The following is a 16558-nucleotide window of genomic DNA, read 5'->3' on the forward strand; positions in this document are numbered from 1 at the left end:
CGACGAGGAAGGCCCTGCCCACGACCGTCCCCACCGGTCGTGGGCAGGGCTGTTCGTCGGCCGTCTCTCAGCGCTGCGCGCGGGCGGCGGCCCGACGGCGCAGGACGCGCGCCGTCGTGACGAGCGCGAGGCCGGCGACGAGGAGCGTCCAGGCCGCGACGACGTGGAACGCGGTCGCGACACCGGTGACGGCGAGGACGGGGGCGGTCTGGGCGAGGGTCGAGTTGTACATGGCTGCTGTCCTTCCGGGACGGGTGAGGGCATGCCGAGGACGTCCCGGTCGCGTGCGCGACGGGGCGGGTCGGCGAGGGGAGGGGTGAGGGTCAGGCGGTGGCGGCGACGTGGTTCCACGTCGTCTGGCGCCGCGTGACGAACAGCGCTGCGGCGTGCAGGAACGCGCGCTGCAGGGCGAGGTCGTAGAGGAGCTCCGGCAGCACGAGCGCGGCCAGCAGCCGTGCGCGCCGCCCGGCGCCCCAGACGGTGACGAGGCGCTCCGCGACGAAGACGAGCCCGACGGCCGCCCACAGCGGGGACAGCGTGAAGGTCCCCGTCACGAGGGTGACGACCGTGAGGAGCAGGTAGGCCGCCATCATGAGCGTGCCGACGGCGAGCATCACCTGCTGGCCGACGTAGCGCCACGTGGTGCGCGTGAGCCCGTACTCGGCGAGGTTGTCGAGCATCCCCTTGTACCAGCGGACGCGCTGCCGGTGCAGGTCTCCGGCCGTCGGCATGAGCTCGGTCGTGCAGCTCATGGTGACGGGGGAGCGCAGCTCGTGGCCGAGCGTGCGCAGCGCGAGGGTGAGCTCGGAGTCCTCGGTGATCGCGTGCCGGTCGTACACGTCGCCGCGCTCGCCGGGGAGGACCGAGCCGCGGGCGTCGGCGACCTCCTGCAGCGCGGCGCGGCGCACGAGCGCGGCGGTCCCGGTGAGCACGGCCGTGCGGCCGGTGAGGTCCACCTGCACGCCGTAGCGCGTGTACTCGTTGGCCTGGCAGTGCTGCAGGTAGCCCTGCGGCGGCCGACCACGGAACACGCCGCCGACCGCGGCGACCTCGGGCGCCGAGGCGAGGACGGCGAGCCCTTCCTCGACGAACGTGGGGGCGATCGTCGTGTCCGCGTCGAGGACCATGACGACGTCCTCCGTCGTGGTCGCGATCGCCTGGTTGAGCGCGCCCGCCTTGCGGGCCGTGTTGCCCACGGTCTCCATGACGTCCGCACCGGCGGCGCGGGCGACCGCGACGGTCGCGTCCGTGCTGTTGTCCGAGACGACGAGCACCCGGTCGGGGCGGCGCGTCTGGGCCGCGAGCGAGGCGACGGTGGCGGGGAGCGCCTGCTCCTCGTCGTGGGCGGGGATGACGACGACGACGCGCACGGCGGGCCCGTCCGCGGGATGGGCGGCCGCCTCGGCGCGGTGGCGGGGGGTGTGCGGGGCAGTGGTGTTCACCGGAGGCTCCAGGTCGACGAGTGCTGTCGACAAGGAGCCTCCGGCGGTCGCCTCAGCGTTCCCGCGGGGGCGGCGCGGGGGTCGGCGAGGTCTGGCTCAGCGTTCCGGAAATCTGATTGAGAGTTCAATCAGAGGAATTCCTGAGGTTCGCGCCGCCCTCGCGGCGCGGACGCGGTCAGACGTCGGCGGCCGCGAGCGCGCCGTCCACCCCCACGACCCCGAGCTCGAGCCGGGCGATCCCGTCCACCGGCACAGCCGACGACGCGCCCAGGCCCGACGAGCTCCCCGCCTCCGTCGAGGACCACGTCGCCACGACCGAGCGCGTGCCGTCGTCGTCCACGAGCACGAGCTCGTACGTCGCGCCGTCCTCCCAGACCCCGGCCGGGTACGAGCAAGACCAGTCGAGGCGCGTGCCCCACGAGGCCGGCGTGAGCGTGAGCTCAGCGCGCACGTCCGCGCCGCCGACCGGCTCGAGCGCGACCTGGGTCGTGCCGGACGTCGCGGGGGGCGGGACGTCGTCGGACCGCGTCACCGCCGCGCCGCCCGCGGCGCCCGCGACGACCAGGCCCACCGCCGCCACGGACAGGAGCGACCGCCGTCGGGTGCGGCGGCGCCGGGCGCTCGCGGCCACCACCGCGAGCGGCACGACGGCGCCCCCCGCCCCGCCGGACGCCTCGGCCGGGTGGTCGGTGCGCGCGTCGTCCACGAGCGCGTCCGCGTGCTCGGCCGTGAGCATGCCGAGGATGCCCGGCATGCCCGCGAGCTCCGCGACGGCCTCACGGCACGCCGCGCACGTCGCGAGGTGCTGCTCGAACGCGCGCCGGTCGCGCGGGCTGAGCGCGCCCAGCACGTAGGCGGCGTCCCACTCGCGGTACGGGTCCGGGGAAGCGGTCATGACGAGACTCCCTTCTCCTGCAGCGCGAGCCTCAGCGCGCGGAGCGCGTAGTGCATGCGGGACTTCACCGTCCCGGGCGGGACTCCGTGCGCCGACGCCATCTCGGCCACGGAGCGCCCGTGGTAGTAGGCGTCGACGACGACCGCCCGGTGCTCGGGCGAGAGCGAGACCAGCGCGTCCGCGACGAGCCACGCGTCGAGCACGGCCTGGGTCGCGTCGGCCTCGCCGCGGTCGGGCACGTCGGCGCTCGCGAGCTCGCGGCGGTGGTGGGCGCTGCGCAGCTCGTCGACGACGAGGTTGCGCGCCACCGTGAAGAGCCACGCGCGCACCGAACCCTCCGGCCGCTCCAGCACCTCGGGGTGGCGCCACGCGCGCAGCAGCGTCTCCTGCACCACGTCCTGCGCCTGCGCCGGGTCGTCGGTGAGGCGCGCGACGTAGCGCTCCAGCGCCGGCCCGTGCGCGGCGTGGACCGCCCGCAGCAGGTCGTCGGCGTCGGCGCGCACGCGCGGCACCTCCCCGTCGGTCACGACCCGGCCGACCGCACGAGGTCGAGACCGAACTCGACGCTGCCCGCGTCGTCGACCGTGACGAACCCGAGGCTCGGCGCCTCCACGTCGAAGTCGGAGAACGTGATCGGCACGCTCCCGACGACCTGGACGCCGTCGGTGGTCGGGCCGACCTGCGCCTCGACCGTGACGGCCTGCGTCACGCCGTGGATCGTCAGGTCGCCCGCGAGCTCGACGTCGCCCGACCCGGTCGGCAGGTCCACGGGACCGGTCAGCTCGAACGTCGCGGTCGGGTACGTCCCGACCTCGAGCGCGTCGCCCCGGAAGTACGCGTCGCGCGGCGGCTCGTCGGTCGCGACGCTCGCCATGTCGACCTCGATCGTCGCCGCGGTGAGCGCGCCGTCCGCGACGGTGAACGACCCCGTGACCTCCTCGGTCCGGCCGGTCACCGTGACGTCCTCGCCCTGCAGCACCTCGTGCACGCGGTACCCCGCGTACGAGCCGTCCCCGACCATCCACGCACCGGCCAGGTCCGCCGGGTCGAGCGCGGCGCCGTCGCCCGACGGCGCGTCGAGCGTCGGCTCCTCGGCCGCCGCGCGGTTGGACCAGTCCGCGTACAGGCCCGGGCCGAACGCGACGGCCGCACCGCCGAGCACCACGACACCGACCCCGACCCCCACGAGCACCTTCGTCCTCCTGCGCACGTCTGCCCCTTCCGATCATCCTCTGCGACTCCGTCACCTGGGAGACGAGGCAGCGGCCCGATCGGTTCACCCGGGCCCGTCGACGCTACGCGGCCGGGCGGTGGGCCCGACGGTCGGACGGGCCGCCGGACGGGCGTGCGGCGTGCGGGCCGACGCGCGGGCAGGCCGGTGAACCTCGTGACGCGCCGCGCCGTCGTGAGAGTAGGGGCCGTGCTCGCGACCCCGACCGTCCTTCCGAGGAGTCGACATGCGACGCACCCTGACCACCGGTGTCCCGGCCGCCACCACGTGGGCCGTCACCGCCCTGCTCGCCGCCACCCTCGCCGGGTGCTCCGGCGGGGGAGGCGGACTGTACGGGGGCGGTGGCTCCAGCCCGTCGGGCTCGGCCTCCGAGGGCTCGGCGGGCGGCGGCTCGTCGGACGTCGTGCTCGGCACGGCGGACTCCTCGCTCGGGACCGTCGTGGTCGACGGCCAGGGCATGACCGTCTACTACTACGACAAGGACACGAAGGGCTCGGGCACGAGCGCGTGCGAGGGCGAGTGCGCCGCCGCGTGGCCCGCCGTCCACGCGGCGAGCGCGGACCCCGAGGTCGACGGCGTGACGGGCGAGGTCGGCACCATCACCGGGGTCGACGGCGAGCTCCAGGTCACCGTCGACGGCCGCCCGGTCTACACGTACGCGGCCGACACCGGCCCTGGCGACGTCACGGGCCAGGGCGTGAACGGCGTCTGGCACGTCGTGGCGCCCGACGGCACCGAGATCATGGACGCGTCCCCCGCCGCCGGGTCGGGCTACTGACCGGTGCGCCGACCGGTCGCGCGCGGGCTGGTCCTGCGGGAACCGGCCTCGCGCCGGGCAGCCCTGCACCGGCCGCTCACGGGTGGTCGAGCGGCGGCGAGCTCAGGCAGAACGGGTGGCCCTCCGGGTCCGCGTAGACGCGGAACAGGTCGTCGGGGTGGCCCTCGTCCTCCGGCGTGCCCGTGAGCGGGCGCGCGCCGCACGCGAGCGCGTGCTCGTGCGCCGCGTCGAGGTCGGGGACGTCGAGGTCGACGTGCACGCGCGCCCCGCCGGGCCAGGGTCGTACCTCGGCGTCGGACCGCTGGAACGCGAGGCGCGACGCGCCGCCCGGGACCTGGAGCGAGAGCCAGTCGTCGCCCGCCGGGTCGGCGACCTCGTGGCCCGGCGTGTACGCCCAGCCGGTCAGGCGCCGGTAGAACTCCGCGAGCGCGCGCGGGTCGCGCGCGTCGACGGTGACGTTGCGGAGCCGCAGCGGGCGGGGGTCTCCCACGGCTCAGCCGACCTGCTCGCGCAGCCACGCGACGTCGGCCGGGACGTCGGCGTGCGTCTCGCAGACGACCGACGTGCCCGCCGCGCGCACGACCCCGAGCAGGAGCTCCGGGTCGATCGTCCCGGCCGTGAGGCCGGCGTGGCGGTCGGCGCCGGAGCCCGCGGTGTCGCGGCTGTTGTTGAGGTGCACGAGGTCGACGCGGCCGGTGATCGCGCGCACGTCGTCGACCGCCGTCGTGAGGTCGATGCCGCCCGCCCACGCGTGGCACGTGTCGAGGCAGAACCCGACGTTCTCGGCGCCGTCGGCCTGCTGCACGGCCGCCCACAGGCCCTCGATCCGGTCGAGTCGGCGAGCCATCGAGAAGTCGCCCCCGGCGGTGTTCTCGATGTACACGGTGACGTCCGTCTGGAGCGCGTCGATCGCCTTGCGCCAGTTGTCGAAGCCCTTCGCCGGGTCCTCCTTCGCGGTGACGTGCCCGCCGTGGACCACGACGCCCGTCGCGCCGACCGCCGCCGCGCCGTCCACGATCTGCTGGAGCAGCTTGCGGCTCGGGATGCGGATGCGGTTGTTGGGGCTCGCGACGTTGATGACGTACGGCGCGTGCACGACGAGCTCGAGGTCCGCCGCCGCGGCGGCGTCCTTCAGGGCCTCCGCGCCGCCGGGGAACGTGAACTCCGGTCCCTTCCAGGACTGGGGGTCGCCGAGGAAGATCTGGGCGACGTCCGCGCCGATGCTCGCTGCCTGCGCGATGACGTCCGACTGGTCGAGGTGGGCTCCGATCCGCATGGGGACCAACCTACGCGGCGCCGCCCACGCGCGCGGCCGCTCGTCACCAGCCGGTCGAGCTCCGCCGGATGACGTCACGGCGCAGGTCGAGCAGCGCCGCGCGGGCGCGCCGACGGCGGTCGGTCGGGTCGACCGTGAGCTCGTCGCCGGGGTTCGCCCGACGGCGCGGCTCGCCGTGGACGTTGAGGTCGGGCGCGGCGCCGTGGTCGGCCGCGCGGTGCGCCGTCGTGGTCGTCGGGCCGGCCGACGTCGGGGCGGGCGGTGCGGAGAAGAGCGGGCGGTTGTCCGGCACGGGAGCCTCCTCGGGGACTCCGTCGCGCGGGGCGGCGGAGGGTCGGGACGATGCTGGTGCGCCGGGCTCGCCGCCCGGCGCCCCCTCATCGTGCGACCGCGACGTTTCCCCCGGTCGTCCTGGACGTTTCGGCGATGTTGCGGTCCCACCCGGCCGCCGAGCACGGGGTTCCCGACCGCCCGAGACCGATCCCGGTCGCCGACCCCGTGCTCGACGGCGGCCGGTCAGGTCAGGCGGGGCCGCGGGCTCCGCACGTGGCGATCGTCTGCGAGCCTTCCTCGCCGTCGACAACCACCGAGGCCTCCCAGCGCCAGGCCTCCGGCAGGAGATCGACCGTCCCCGCCGGGACGTGGACCGTGCCGAGACCGGAGCCCGGCGTCGTGGGCTCGACCGACTCCCACTCTGGCCCGCCGTCCGGCGTCTGCTCCACGCGGAAGGACGACCGGTACTCGCCCAGCTCGTCGCCCTGCCACGTCGTGAGGCGCAGTACGAGCGCGCCGTCCAGCGGCCCGTCGAGCGCCACCCCCGGGGCGACGTCGACGGTGAACGCCGCCTCGAGGCCCGCCTCCTCGCCGGCCCACGCGGGGAGCGGGTCCGCGCGGGTCACGCCCCAGCGGGTCACGGTGCCCGGCACCGACCAGCCGGAGACGTCGATGTCGCCGACCGTCAGCGGGGACCCGGCCGCCACCTCGGGCGTGCACGACTGCATCTCCGGGTCGCCGGTGGTGGACGTGGCAGGGCCGAGCATGAAGACGGCGCTGCCCACAGCGAGGACCGTCGCCGCGCCGGTCACGACGCGCGACGGCGTCGGGCCGCCGAGGCCGGTGCCCGGGCCGAGGAACGGGACGGGCGGTCGCACGCGCCGGAGCACGACGGTGCTGCACAGCGAGTCGGCGAACGTGCGGCGCTGCGCGTTCCACAGGGGGCGGAGGAAGCCGATGTAGAGCAGCGCGTCGAGGATGTGCGCCACGCTCCGCAGGACGGTGCGCACGAGACCCGCGGGGCGACCCGTGGTGTCGTGCACGACGACGATCCCCACCGTCCGCTTGCCGGGGGTCGCGCCCGTCCAGGCCTGGAGGGCGAGGAGCGCGGCCACGGTGCCGAAGGCCCACCAGCCCCCGCCGGGCACCGGTGCCTCCGTGCTCACGCCGAAGCTGATCGTCGGGATCCAGGCGACCTCGTAGGCCGGCCCGACGGCGAGGAACAGCACCGTCGCGGCGATCGCGGTGTCGAGCAGCGACGCGACGACCCGGCGCGACCAGCTCGCGTAGGGGCCGTGCGCGGGTTCGAGCTCCGGCAGCGTGTCGTCGAGGTCTCCGGCTCCGACGGCGTGCGTCGGCCCCCTGCCGGTCGGGGCGTCGATGGCCACGCGCGCATCCTGGCACAGCGCGCCCCCGCTGACCACACCCTCCCGCCGAGCACGACGTTCCCGGCGTTCTCGTGCCGGGAACGCCGGGAACCTCGTGCTCGACGCGGAGCGACCTCGTGCTCGGCGGCCGTCTCAGCGGAAGGAGTGCCGCCGACCCCGGGCGACGGTCGCGAGCACCGGGACCATGAGCGCGAGGGAGACCCACGGGAGGCCGCCCGGTCCCGCGACGGCGAGCGCCGCGCCTCCGACGGCACCGCCGAGCGCGACGGACGTGTTCCACACGGTGACGAGGGCGGACTGCGCGACGTCGGCGCCGTCGCCCGCGGCCCGGGCGGCGGCGGTCGTGTAGAGCGTCCCGGCGCCGCCGAACGCTGCACCCCAGGCGGCGACGGCGAGCACGACGACGACGGTCGACGTCGGGGCGAGGCCGAGCACGAGCATCGCGAGGGCGAAGACGACGACCGACCCGAGGGTGAGGGCGCGCAGGCGGTGGTCGATCAGCGCCCCGACGAGCACGAGCGCCCCGGCGGACGCGGCGCCGAGGACGAGGAGCAGCGCGCTGGTGCGCGAGCCCTGGCCGAGGTGCGCGAGGTGGACCGCGACGTACGTGTACAGGGACGTGTTGGCGAGCACGTTGAGCCCGGCGACGAGCAGCACCGGCCGCAGGCCGGGGCGGGGGAGGACGGCGCGGATCGCGAGCTGCGCGCCGCGCGGGGTGCCCGCCGCGCCGGGGACGCCGAGCCGGATCCAGGCGAGCAGCGCGACCCCGACGACGGAGAGGACGCCGAACGTCCAGCGCCACCCGACGGCGGCGCCCAGCACGGCCCCGGCGGGGACGCCGAGAGTCAGGGCGAGCGGACCGCCTGCCATGGCGATCGTCATCGCGCGGCCGACGCGGTCTGCGGGCACGATCCGGCGCACGTACCCGGGCAGGAGCGCCCACGTCAGCCCCGCGACGAGCCCTGCGGCGAAGCGCGCGACGAGCGTCAGCGCGAACGACGACGACACCGCGGTGACGGTGTTCGCGACGACGAACCCCGCGACCGCCACGAGGAGCAGCATGCGGCGGTCCCACCGTGCTGTGGCGCGCGTGAGCGGGATCGCGGCGACGATCGCCCCGACGGCGAACGCGGTGACGGTCTGCCCGGCCGCGCCGGCCCCGACGCCGAGGTCGGCGGCCATGGCGGGCAGCACGCCCGCGGGGAGGATCTCGGTGAGGAGCGTGAGGAACCCCGACGCCGCGAGCGCGAGGAGCGCGGCGACGGGCAGGCGGCCGGGGGTCACCGGGGTCATCGGGGTCGCCGGGGTGTCGGCCGAGGCGGGGCCCGGGACGGCGGCCGAGACGGGGCCCGGGACGGCGGCGGCCGTGGGGCCGGTGGTGGGTGTGCTCGTCGTGGACATGGGGTTAGCATCGATGTCTGACATTGATGTGAAGGTCAAGCGACACGACCCGGTGAGGAGGATCACGTGCGGATCGGCGAGCTGTCCCGGCGCACCGGGACCCCGACGCGACTCCTGCGGTACTACGAGGAGCAGGGCCTGTTCACGCCCGAGCGGGCCGAGAACGGCTACCGCGAGTACGGCGAGCACCTCGTCGACCGCGTGCTCCAGATCCGCGGGCTCCTCGAGGTGGGGTTCACGACGAAGATCATCAAGGAGTTCCTGCCGTGCCTCGGCAACGCGCCGGAGATCCACCTGCACAACGCCTACCCGGACAAGATCGCGCTCCTCGAGACCGAGCTCGCGCGCCTGGAGGACCGCATCCGCATCCTCGAGAAGAACCGCGAGGCGATCGCCGACTACCTCGACCGCATCCGCCCGTTCGCCCAGCGCCCGGAGGACCGCGTCGCCGGGAGCGCCTCGTCGAGCACGACGTTGCTGTCGTCATCCCCCGGATAGCGACGGCAACGTCGTGCTCGGCGGGGGATGGGCAGGGCGTGGGCGGGGGGCCTCGGTCACTCGGGGCGTGGGGCGTACATGATGACGGCGACGCCGGCGAGGCACAGCAGTGCGCCGGCCACGTCCCAGCGGTCCGGGCGGAAGCCGTCCACGACCATGCCCCACGCGAGCGAGCCGGCGACGAACACCCCGCCGTACGCGGCGAGGATGCGCCCGAAGCTCGCGTCCGGCTGGAGCGTCGCGACGACGCCGTAGAGCCCGAGCGCGACGACGCCCGCCCCGATCCACAGCCAGCCCCGGTGCTCGCGGAGCCCCTGCCACACGAGCCACGCCCCGCCGATCTCGAGCAGCGCGGCGAGCACGAACAGCGGGTCGAGCGCGCGAGGTCCATGCGCGCCAGCGTAGGGGGGAGCGCGTGCGCCGTGGCGGTGTCTCTTCGTGCAAACGTAGGTCGGGATTCGGCGTAGCCTTCCGGGGTGACGACTCCCAGACACCAGCCGCCCGTGCTCTCCGACGTGGCTGAGCTCGCCGGGGTGAGCGTCTCGACGGTGTCGCGCGTCCTCACCGGACGCACCCCGGTGAGCCCGAGGCTGCGGGACAAGGTGCAGGCCGCCGTCTCGCAGCTCGGCTACCGCCCCAACGCCGCTGCGCAGACGCTCGTCAGCGGGCGGAGGTCGACGGTCGCGGTGCTCGCGCGCAACACGCTGCGCTACGGCTACGCCGCCACGCTCCAGGGGATCGAGGAGGCGGCACGCGCCGCGGGCTACGTCGTCTCGATCGCCGTCGTGGAGTCGGAGGCCCCCCGCGACCTGGGCCGCGCGGTCGACCTCGTCCTGTCGCAGTCGCTCGCCGGGGCGATCGTGGTCGAGTTCGACTCGCTCGGCGTGCGCACGCTCGAGGCGCTGCCGGAGGCGCTGCCCGTCGTGGCGGCCGCGGGTGCGCGACGCCGGCAGGGGCCGCGACCGCACGCGTTCCTCGACGACCAGGCGGGCGGCGAGGAGGCGACGCGCTACCTCCTGGGCCTGGGGCACCGCACCGTGCACCACGTCGCGATCCCCGCGACCCGGCCGCGCAGCGGACGCAGCTGGGGGTGGCGACGCGCGCTCGAGGCGGCCGGGGTCGAGCGGCCGGACGTCGTCCAGGCGAGCTACGACCCCGACTCCGGCTACGAGGCGGGGCTGCGGCTGGCCGACGACCCCGACGTCACCGCGGTCCTGTGCGGCAACGACGAGCTGGCGATCGGCGTCATGCGGGCGCTGGCCGAGCGCGGGCGTCGCGTCCCGGAGGACGTCAGCGTGGTCGGGTTCGACGACCAGCCGTTCGCGCGCATGTGGAGCCCGCCGCTGACGACGGTCGCCCAGGACTTCGTCGACCTCGGACGGCGCACCTTCGGGATGCTGGCGCGCTGGGTCGAGACGGGCGAGCCGCCGCAGGACAGCGCGACCCGGCCCACGCTCGTCGTCCGGGAGAGCGCCGCGCCGCCGCGCGCCTGACCCCACGCCCCGGAGCGCCCGATGTCGCGCGCGTGACACCCCGCGCGCCTGAGACCCCGCGCGCCTGACGTGCTCCCGTGCCGCTCGGTCTGGCGCACCCGTCCCCGAACGCGCGGCCCGACGTGTCTGCCCCGTCCCGAGGCCTTCTCTCGCGTCGCGACCACGCCGATGGCTCGCCGCCGTTCTGACCGACGTTTGCAGAACCCCGGATGTGTGCGTTAACTTCTGACCAACGTTTGCAGGACCCGCACCGATGCGGGGCGACGAGGGAGTGCGCGTACGTGGTGAGCACAACGATGGCCGAGGACGTCCGTGACGCGGGCGGGACCCCCGTCTGGCCCCGGGTGGTGCGTCTGGCGGCGGCGGGTGCCGCCGTCGTCCTGCTGCTCCCCGAGGACGGTCTGCCCGAGGTCCTGCACTGGGGCTCCGACATCGGCGAGAGCCGGCACGACCTCGAGGCCCTCGAGCGCGCGACCCGCCCCGTCCTCGCGACGAACGGCGTCGACCAGGGCGTCCGCGTCTCCCTGCTGCCCGAGTCCTGGACCGGGTGGACGGGCACGCCGGGGCTCGCGGGGCACCGCGCGGGCGCGAGCTGGTCGCCGCGGTTCCGCCCGGTCCGGATCGACGTCGACCAGCGTCGGGACGGCGGCGCGGTCGTCGTCGAGGCGCACGACGCGGACGCGGGGCTGCGCCTCGGGCTGGAGCTGGAGATGCTGCCGTCCGGGCTGCTCCGCCTCCGCGGCCGCGTCACCAACGTCGCCGCCCGGCCCTACGCGCTCGAGGGCCTGCGGCTCGCCCTGCCCGTCCCCACGACGGCGGACGAGCTCCTCGACCTCGCCGGTCGCTGGGCCAAGGAGCGGGTCCCGCAGCGGTCCCCCTTCGTCGTCGGCTCCCACGTCCGCGAGGGCCGGCACGGCCGGACCGGCGCGGACGCCGCGACCGTGCTCGTCGCGGGCGAGCCCGGGTTCGGGTTCGACGCCGGGGAGACGTGGGGAGTCCACGTCGCGTTCAGCGGCAACCACGTCGTCTCCGCAGAGCGGACCTTCGACGGGCGTCGGCTCCTCCTCGGGGGCGAGCTGCTGCTCCCCGGCGAGGTCGAGCTCGCGCCGGAGGAGTCGTACTCGGGCCCCTGGCTCTACGCGAGCCACGCGGACGGTCTCGACGCGCTCGCCGCCCGCTTCCACGACCACCTCCGCGCACGTCCCGGGCACCCGCGCACCCCGCGACCGGTCGTCATGAACGTGTGGGAGGCCGTGTACTTCGACCACGACCTCGACCGGCTCAAGGAGCTCGCCGACCTCGCGGCCGAGGTGGGGACCGAACGGTTCGTCCTCGACGACGGGTGGTTCGGCGGGCGTCGGGACGACGCCACGGGCCTCGGCGACTGGACCGTGTCCGACGACGTCTGGGGAGAGGGGCGCTTCGCGGACCTCGTTCGGCACGTCAAGGGGCGCGGGATGGAGTTCGGCCTCTGGTTCGAGCCCGAGATGGCGAACCTCGACTCCGACCTCGCGAGGCGGCACCCCGAGTGGATCCTCCAGGTGGAGGGACGGCTCCCCGTCGAGGCGCGGCACCAGCAGGTGCTCGACCTCTCGCACCCGGGCGCGTACGAGCACGTGCTGTCGAGCATCGTCGCGATCGTCCGCGAGCACGGTGTCGACTTCATCAAGTGGGACCACAACCGCGACCTCGTCGACGCGGGCTCGACGCGCACCGGTCGTGCGGGGGTCCACGAGCAGACGCTCGCGACGTACCGCCTCCTGGACGAGGTCCGCGCACGGTGCCCGGGGCTCGAGATCGAGTCCTGCTCGTCCGGCGGAGCGCGCGTCGACCTCGGGATCCTCGAGCGGACCGACCGGGTCTGGGCGTCGGACTGCATCGACGCCCACGAGCGGCAGCAGATCCAGCGCTGGACGGCGCAGCTCCTCCCGCCCGAGCTGGTCGGCAGCCACGTGGGGGCCGACCGGGCGCACACGACCGGGCGCCGGCTCGACCTGTCGTTCCGCGCGGCGACGGCGCTCTTCGGCCACTTCGGGATCGAGTGGGACCTCTCGGAGGCCACCGAGGCGGAGCGGCGCGAGCTCGCCGACTGGGTCGAGCACTACAAGCAGGTGCGCCACCTCGTGCACACGGGCCGCGTCGTGCGCCGGTCGCTGGAGGGGGGTGACCTGTGGCTGCACGGCGCGGTGAGCCCGGACCGCACGGAGGCGCTGTACGGGCTCACGCTGCGCGAGCGCCACGTGACGTGGCCGGCGGGGCGCGTGCAGCTCCCCGGTCTCGACCCCGACGCGACCTACGTCGTCCGCCCGTCCGGGCCGTCGGTGGTCCGCGCCGACGACCCGCGGTCGGCGCCCGCGTGGTGGGCGGGCGGGCTCCGCCTGAGCGGAGCGGCCCTCGGGTCGGTCGGGCTGAGCGTCCCCGCGCTCGACCCGGACCAGGCGGTGCTGATCCACGTGGAGGTGGAGCGATGACCACGCAGGCGACGGGTCCACGGCGGGCGACCGCCCCTCCGGCGGCGCGACGCCGGTCGCAGGAGCTGCGGAACCTGCCGGCGGCCCTGCTGTTCGTGCTGCCCGCCGGCATCGGGTTCGTCGTGTTCTTCCTGTGGCCGGCGCTCCGGGGGATCTGGCTGAGCCTCACCGACTCGACCGCCTTCAACACCGGCGGGTTCGTGGGGCTCGAGAACTACCAGCGGATGGTCGCGGACCCGGTGTTCTGGAACGCCTTCAAGGTGACCGTCTGGTACGTGCTGCTCAACATCGGCCTCCAGACGGTGCTCGCGGTGGTGGTGGCGGTGCTCATGCACCGGCTCACGCGGTCCTTGGTCGTCCGCGGCATCATCCTCACGCCGTACCTCGTGTCCAACGTCGTCGCGGCGATGCTCTTCCTCATGCTGCTCGACTACCAGCTCGGCTTCGTCAACGAGCTGGTCGAGTCGCTCGGCGGCGACCGCATCATGTTCTTCGGCGACCAGTCGCTCGTGATCCCGACGATCGCCCTCGTCAACGTGTGGCGCCATCTCGGCTACACGGCGCTCCTGCTGTTCGCGGGCCTCCAGACGATCCCCGAGAACCTCTACGAGGCGGGCCGCGTCGACGGCGCGTCCGAGCTGCGCATGTTCCGGTCGATCACGATGCCGCTGCTGCGCCCGTACCTGGGCCTCGTGCTCATCGTCACGATGATCGGCTCGTTCCAGGTGTTCGACACCGTCTCCGTCGCGACCCAGGGCGGCCCGGCGAACGCCTCGAACGTCATCCAGTACTACATCTACGAGGTCGCCTTCAGCCGCGGGTACGACTTCGGGTACGCGTCGGCCATGTCGGTCGCGCTGCTCGTGGTGCTCGCCGCGATCGCGATCGTCCAGTTCCGGCTCACCCGGGCGAACCAGAACGACATGGCGTGAGGTACCGATGACCACCACAGCTCCCGCTCCCGTCGCCACGCCGACCGGACCCGCCCACCCCGAGCCGGCACCCCGCCGTCGCCGACGTCGCACCACGCCGGGCCGGGTCCTCGGCTGGGTCGTGCTCGCGCTCCTCCTGGTCGTGACGCTCTTCCCCTTCTACTGGATGCTCCGCACCGCGTTGTCCACGAACGCCGCGCTGCCGGGAGGGGCGGCCGACCCGCTGCCGGTCGGGTTCAGCGGGGAGGGTTTCCGCCGCGCGCTCGGGCTCGCCACCGCGCAGGAGTCGCTCGCGGACGGCGGGTCCGGCGCCTCGATGGACTTCCCGCGCTACCTGCTGAACTCCGTCGTGGTCGCGACGCTCGTCACCGTGTGCCAGGTGTTCTTCTCGGCGATGGCGGCCTACGCGTTCGCGCGGCTGCGCTGGCCGGGCCGCGACGCCGTCTACGCGGTCTTCCTCGCCGGCCTGATGGTCCCGACCATCTTCACGCTGCTGCCGAACTTCCTGCTCGTGCGCGACCTCGGTCTGCTCGACACGCTGCCCGGCATCGCGCTCCCCACGATGCTCATGACGCCGTTCGCGGTGTTCTTCCTCCGCCAGTTCTTCGCCGGGATCAGCTTCGAGATCGAGGAGGCGGCGAAGCTCGACGGCGCGGGCCGGTTCCGGACGTTCTTCACCATCGTGCTGCCCATGGCGTCGCCCGCCGTGGTGACGCTGGCGGTCCTCACGTACATCACTGCCTGGAACGACTACCTGTGGCCCCTGCTCGTGAGCCAGTCCGACGACTCACGAGTCCTGACCCTCGCGCTCGGGATCTTCCGGGCGCAGTCCCCCCAGGCGTCCCCGGACTGGGCGGGGCTCATGGCGGCGACGCTGCTCGCAGCGCTGCCGATGCTCCTGCTCTTCCTCGCCTTCGCGAAGAGGATCGTCAACTCGATCGGCTTCACCGGGATCAAGTAGCCGCTCGGCACCAGGGGGCACGGGCCGGCGGCCGTCGGACCCGACAACCATTCCGCACCATCGACGCGGATGTCTGCGAAAGGGAACAACGATGCGAAAGTCTGTCCACGTCGCGGTGGCGGGATGCCTGGTCCTGGCTCTCGGTGCGTGCTCGTCGGGAGGCGGCTCGGGCTCGGGAGGGTCGGGCGAGCAGGTCTCGTACTGGCTCTGGGACTCGAACCAGGTGCCCGCCTACCAGGAGTGCGCGGCCGCGTTCACGGAGCAGAACCCGGACATCACGATCAAGATCGAGCAGTTCGCCTGGGACGACTACTGGACGAAGCTCACCGCCTCCTTCGTGGGCGGCTCCGGCCCGGACGTGTTCGTCGACCACCTGTCGAAGTACGGCGAGTTCGCGGCGCAGGGCCAGATCGTCGCGCTCGACGACCTCGTGGAGGAGGACTCGGTCGACACGTCGGTCTACGCCGAGGGCCTCGTCGACCCGTGGCGCTACGCCGACGGCTCGCTCTACGGCCTGCCGAAGGACTGGGACACGACCGCGTTCTTCTACAACGAGGCGCTGGTCGCCGACGCGGGCTACACGGCGGAGGATCTCTGGGCCGCCGACTGGAACCCCGACGACGGCGGCACGTTCGAGCAGATCGTCGCGCACCTGACGGTGGACGCGAACGGCGTGCGCGGTGACGAGGCCGGGTTCGACAAGTCGAACGTCGCGGTCTACGGCCTGGGCATCAACCCGAACTTCGAGGAGACGGGCCAGATGCAGTGGGCCAACTTCACGGGGTCGCTCGACTGGGACTACCTCGACCAGAACCCGTGGGGCACGCGCTACAACTTCGACGACCCCGAGTTCCAGAAGACCGTCGACTGGTTCTACGGCCTCGCGGACAAGGGCTACGCGCCCGCCGCCGGGGTGTTCTCCGAGGAGACGCTCACCCAGGTGGGCTCCGGCAAGGTCGCCATGGGCACCAACGGCTCGTGGGCGACGGGGACCTTCAAGGCGCTCGAGGGCGTCGACGTCGGGATCGCGCCCGGCCCGGTCGGGCCGACGGGTGACCGCGCCTCGCTCTTCAACGGCGTCGCCGACTCGATCAGCGCGTCGTCGAAGAAGCAGGACGCTGCGTGGGAGTGGGTCAAGTACCTCGGGTCGAGCGCGTGCCAGGACGTCGTCGCCGAGCACGCCGTCGTGTTCCCCGCGATCCCCGGCTCGGCCGACAAGGCGCTGGAAGCGTTCGACGCGAAGGGCTGGGACGTCTCGGCGTTCTTCAGCTACCGCGAGGACGGGCGCACGTTCCTCCCGCCGATCACCGTCCGGGCCGGCGAGGTGAACGCGATCGCGTCGGTCGCCTTCGAGGACATCGCGCTCGGGAACAAGGACGCGTCGTCGCTGACCGAGGCCAACGAGCAGATCAACGCGGTCCTCGCGGACTGAGCACCAGCACGACGGCGGGGTGCGGCGGAGTCGCCGCACCCCGTCGGCGGGGCGGTCGTCCCGGCCGCCCCGCTCCCCGACAGCACG

At 74.2% G+C, this 16558-nt stretch carries 18 protein-coding genes; 7 read left to right on the forward strand and 11 right to left on the reverse strand.

Annotation, left to right across the window (positions count from 1 at the left end; translation table 11 throughout):
- Positions 1-67 precede the first annotated feature (67 nt).
- The 5 genes from MT994_RS10430 to MT994_RS10450 all read right to left on the reverse strand — a co-directional run bounded on the left by MT994_RS10430 (position 68) and on the right by MT994_RS10450 (position 3547).
- Positions 68-232: a hypothetical protein gene (locus MT994_RS10430; RefSeq protein ID WP_158097153.1), complete on the reverse strand. Its 165-nt coding sequence runs from the start codon at positions 230-232 to the stop codon at positions 68-70.
- Between the two features lie 91 nt (positions 233-323).
- Complete coding sequence (locus tag MT994_RS10435; protein ID WP_354806165.1) at positions 324-1442, reverse strand: glycosyltransferase family 2 protein; 1119 nt, start codon at positions 1440-1442, stop codon at positions 324-326.
- 175 nt (positions 1443-1617) lie between these two features.
- Positions 1618-2337 carry a zf-HC2 domain-containing protein gene (locus MT994_RS10440; RefSeq protein WP_354806166.1) on the reverse strand — a complete coding sequence of 240 codons (720 nt, stop codon included), beginning with the start codon at positions 2335-2337 and terminating at the stop codon, positions 1618-1620.
- Positions 2334-2840, reverse strand: a complete 507-nt coding sequence (locus tag MT994_RS10445) for a sigma-70 family RNA polymerase sigma factor (protein WP_269467723.1) — start codon at positions 2838-2840, stop codon at positions 2334-2336. The genes MT994_RS10440 and MT994_RS10445 overlap by 4 nt, the downstream gene beginning before the upstream one ends.
- A gap of 20 nt (positions 2841-2860) precedes the next feature.
- On the reverse strand, positions 2861-3547 hold the full coding sequence (locus MT994_RS10450; RefSeq protein ID WP_354806168.1) for a YceI family protein: 687 nt from the start codon (positions 3545-3547) through the stop codon (positions 2861-2863).
- Positions 3548-3794: 247 nt separating this feature from the next.
- On the opposite strand from MT994_RS10450, the gene MT994_RS10455 reads away from it, so the two are divergent.
- Entirely contained in the window at positions 3795-4346 is a 552-nt protein-coding gene (locus MT994_RS10455) for a hypothetical protein (RefSeq protein WP_354806169.1), read from the forward strand.
- Between the two features lie 76 nt (positions 4347-4422).
- Here the strand turns inward: MT994_RS10455 and MT994_RS10460 are convergent, their stop codons facing one another.
- The 5 genes from MT994_RS10460 to MT994_RS10480 form a co-directional block, all read right to left on the reverse strand.
- The gene (locus MT994_RS10460; protein ID WP_076403994.1) at positions 4423-4836 is read right to left on the reverse strand and encodes a VOC family protein; all 414 of its coding nucleotides are present in this window, start codon (positions 4834-4836) and stop codon (positions 4423-4425) included.
- Between the two features lie 3 nt (positions 4837-4839).
- Positions 4840-5622 (reverse strand): deoxyribonuclease IV, encoded by a 783-nt coding sequence (locus MT994_RS10465; protein ID WP_074804546.1) that lies wholly within the window; start codon positions 5620-5622, stop codon positions 4840-4842.
- A gap of 43 nt (positions 5623-5665) precedes the next feature.
- Positions 5666-5914 carry a hypothetical protein gene (locus MT994_RS10470; RefSeq protein WP_144681297.1) on the reverse strand — a complete coding sequence of 83 codons (249 nt, stop codon included), beginning with the start codon at positions 5912-5914 and terminating at the stop codon, positions 5666-5668.
- A gap of 229 nt (positions 5915-6143) precedes the next feature.
- Positions 6144-7283 carry an RDD family protein gene (locus tag MT994_RS10475; protein ID WP_354806170.1) on the reverse strand — a complete coding sequence of 380 codons (1140 nt, stop codon included), beginning with the start codon at positions 7281-7283 and terminating at the stop codon, positions 6144-6146.
- Between the two features lie 132 nt (positions 7284-7415).
- The gene (locus tag MT994_RS10480) at positions 7416-8684 is read right to left on the reverse strand and encodes an MFS transporter (protein ID WP_354806171.1); all 1269 of its coding nucleotides are present in this window, start codon (positions 8682-8684) and stop codon (positions 7416-7418) included.
- 66 nt (positions 8685-8750) lie between these two features.
- Here MT994_RS10480 and MT994_RS10485 point away from each other — a divergent pair, with 66 nt between their 5' ends.
- Positions 8751-9182, forward strand: a complete 432-nt coding sequence (locus MT994_RS10485; protein WP_354806172.1) for a MerR family transcriptional regulator — start codon at positions 8751-8753, stop codon at positions 9180-9182.
- 56 nt (positions 9183-9238) lie between these two features.
- Here MT994_RS10485 and MT994_RS10490 read toward each other — a convergent pair whose 3' ends face one another.
- A complete protein-coding gene (locus MT994_RS10490; protein WP_354806429.1) occupies positions 9239-9550 on the reverse strand; it encodes a YnfA family protein in 312 nt (103 codons plus the stop codon).
- 108 nt (positions 9551-9658) lie between these two features.
- Between MT994_RS10490 and MT994_RS10495 the strand changes: the two genes are divergently transcribed.
- The 5 genes from MT994_RS10495 to MT994_RS10515 all read left to right on the forward strand — a co-directional run bounded on the left by MT994_RS10495 (position 9659) and on the right by MT994_RS10515 (position 16471).
- Complete coding sequence (locus MT994_RS10495) at positions 9659-10675, forward strand: LacI family DNA-binding transcriptional regulator (protein ID WP_194521670.1); 1017 nt, start codon at positions 9659-9661, stop codon at positions 10673-10675.
- 296 nt (positions 10676-10971) lie between these two features.
- Entirely contained in the window at positions 10972-13146 is a 2175-nt protein-coding gene (locus MT994_RS10500; RefSeq protein WP_354806430.1) for an alpha-galactosidase, read from the forward strand.
- On the forward strand, positions 13143-14078 hold the full coding sequence (locus MT994_RS10505) for a sugar ABC transporter permease (RefSeq protein WP_076403986.1): 936 nt from the start codon (positions 13143-13145) through the stop codon (positions 14076-14078). Before MT994_RS10500 ends, MT994_RS10505 begins: the two co-directional genes overlap by 4 nt.
- Positions 14079-14085: 7 nt before the next feature.
- Positions 14086-15039, forward strand: a complete 954-nt coding sequence (locus MT994_RS10510) for a carbohydrate ABC transporter permease (protein WP_021480452.1) — start codon at positions 14086-14088, stop codon at positions 15037-15039.
- A 91-nt stretch (positions 15040-15130) separates the two neighbouring features.
- Entirely contained in the window at positions 15131-16471 is a 1341-nt protein-coding gene (locus tag MT994_RS10515; RefSeq protein WP_021480451.1) for a sugar ABC transporter substrate-binding protein, read from the forward strand.
- Positions 16472-16558: the final 87 nt, after the last annotated feature.

It is taken from the genome of Cellulosimicrobium sp. MI9406 (assembly GCF_040595865.1).
GTDB lineage: Bacteria > Actinomycetota > Actinomycetes > Actinomycetales > Cellulomonadaceae > Cellulosimicrobium > Cellulosimicrobium funkei.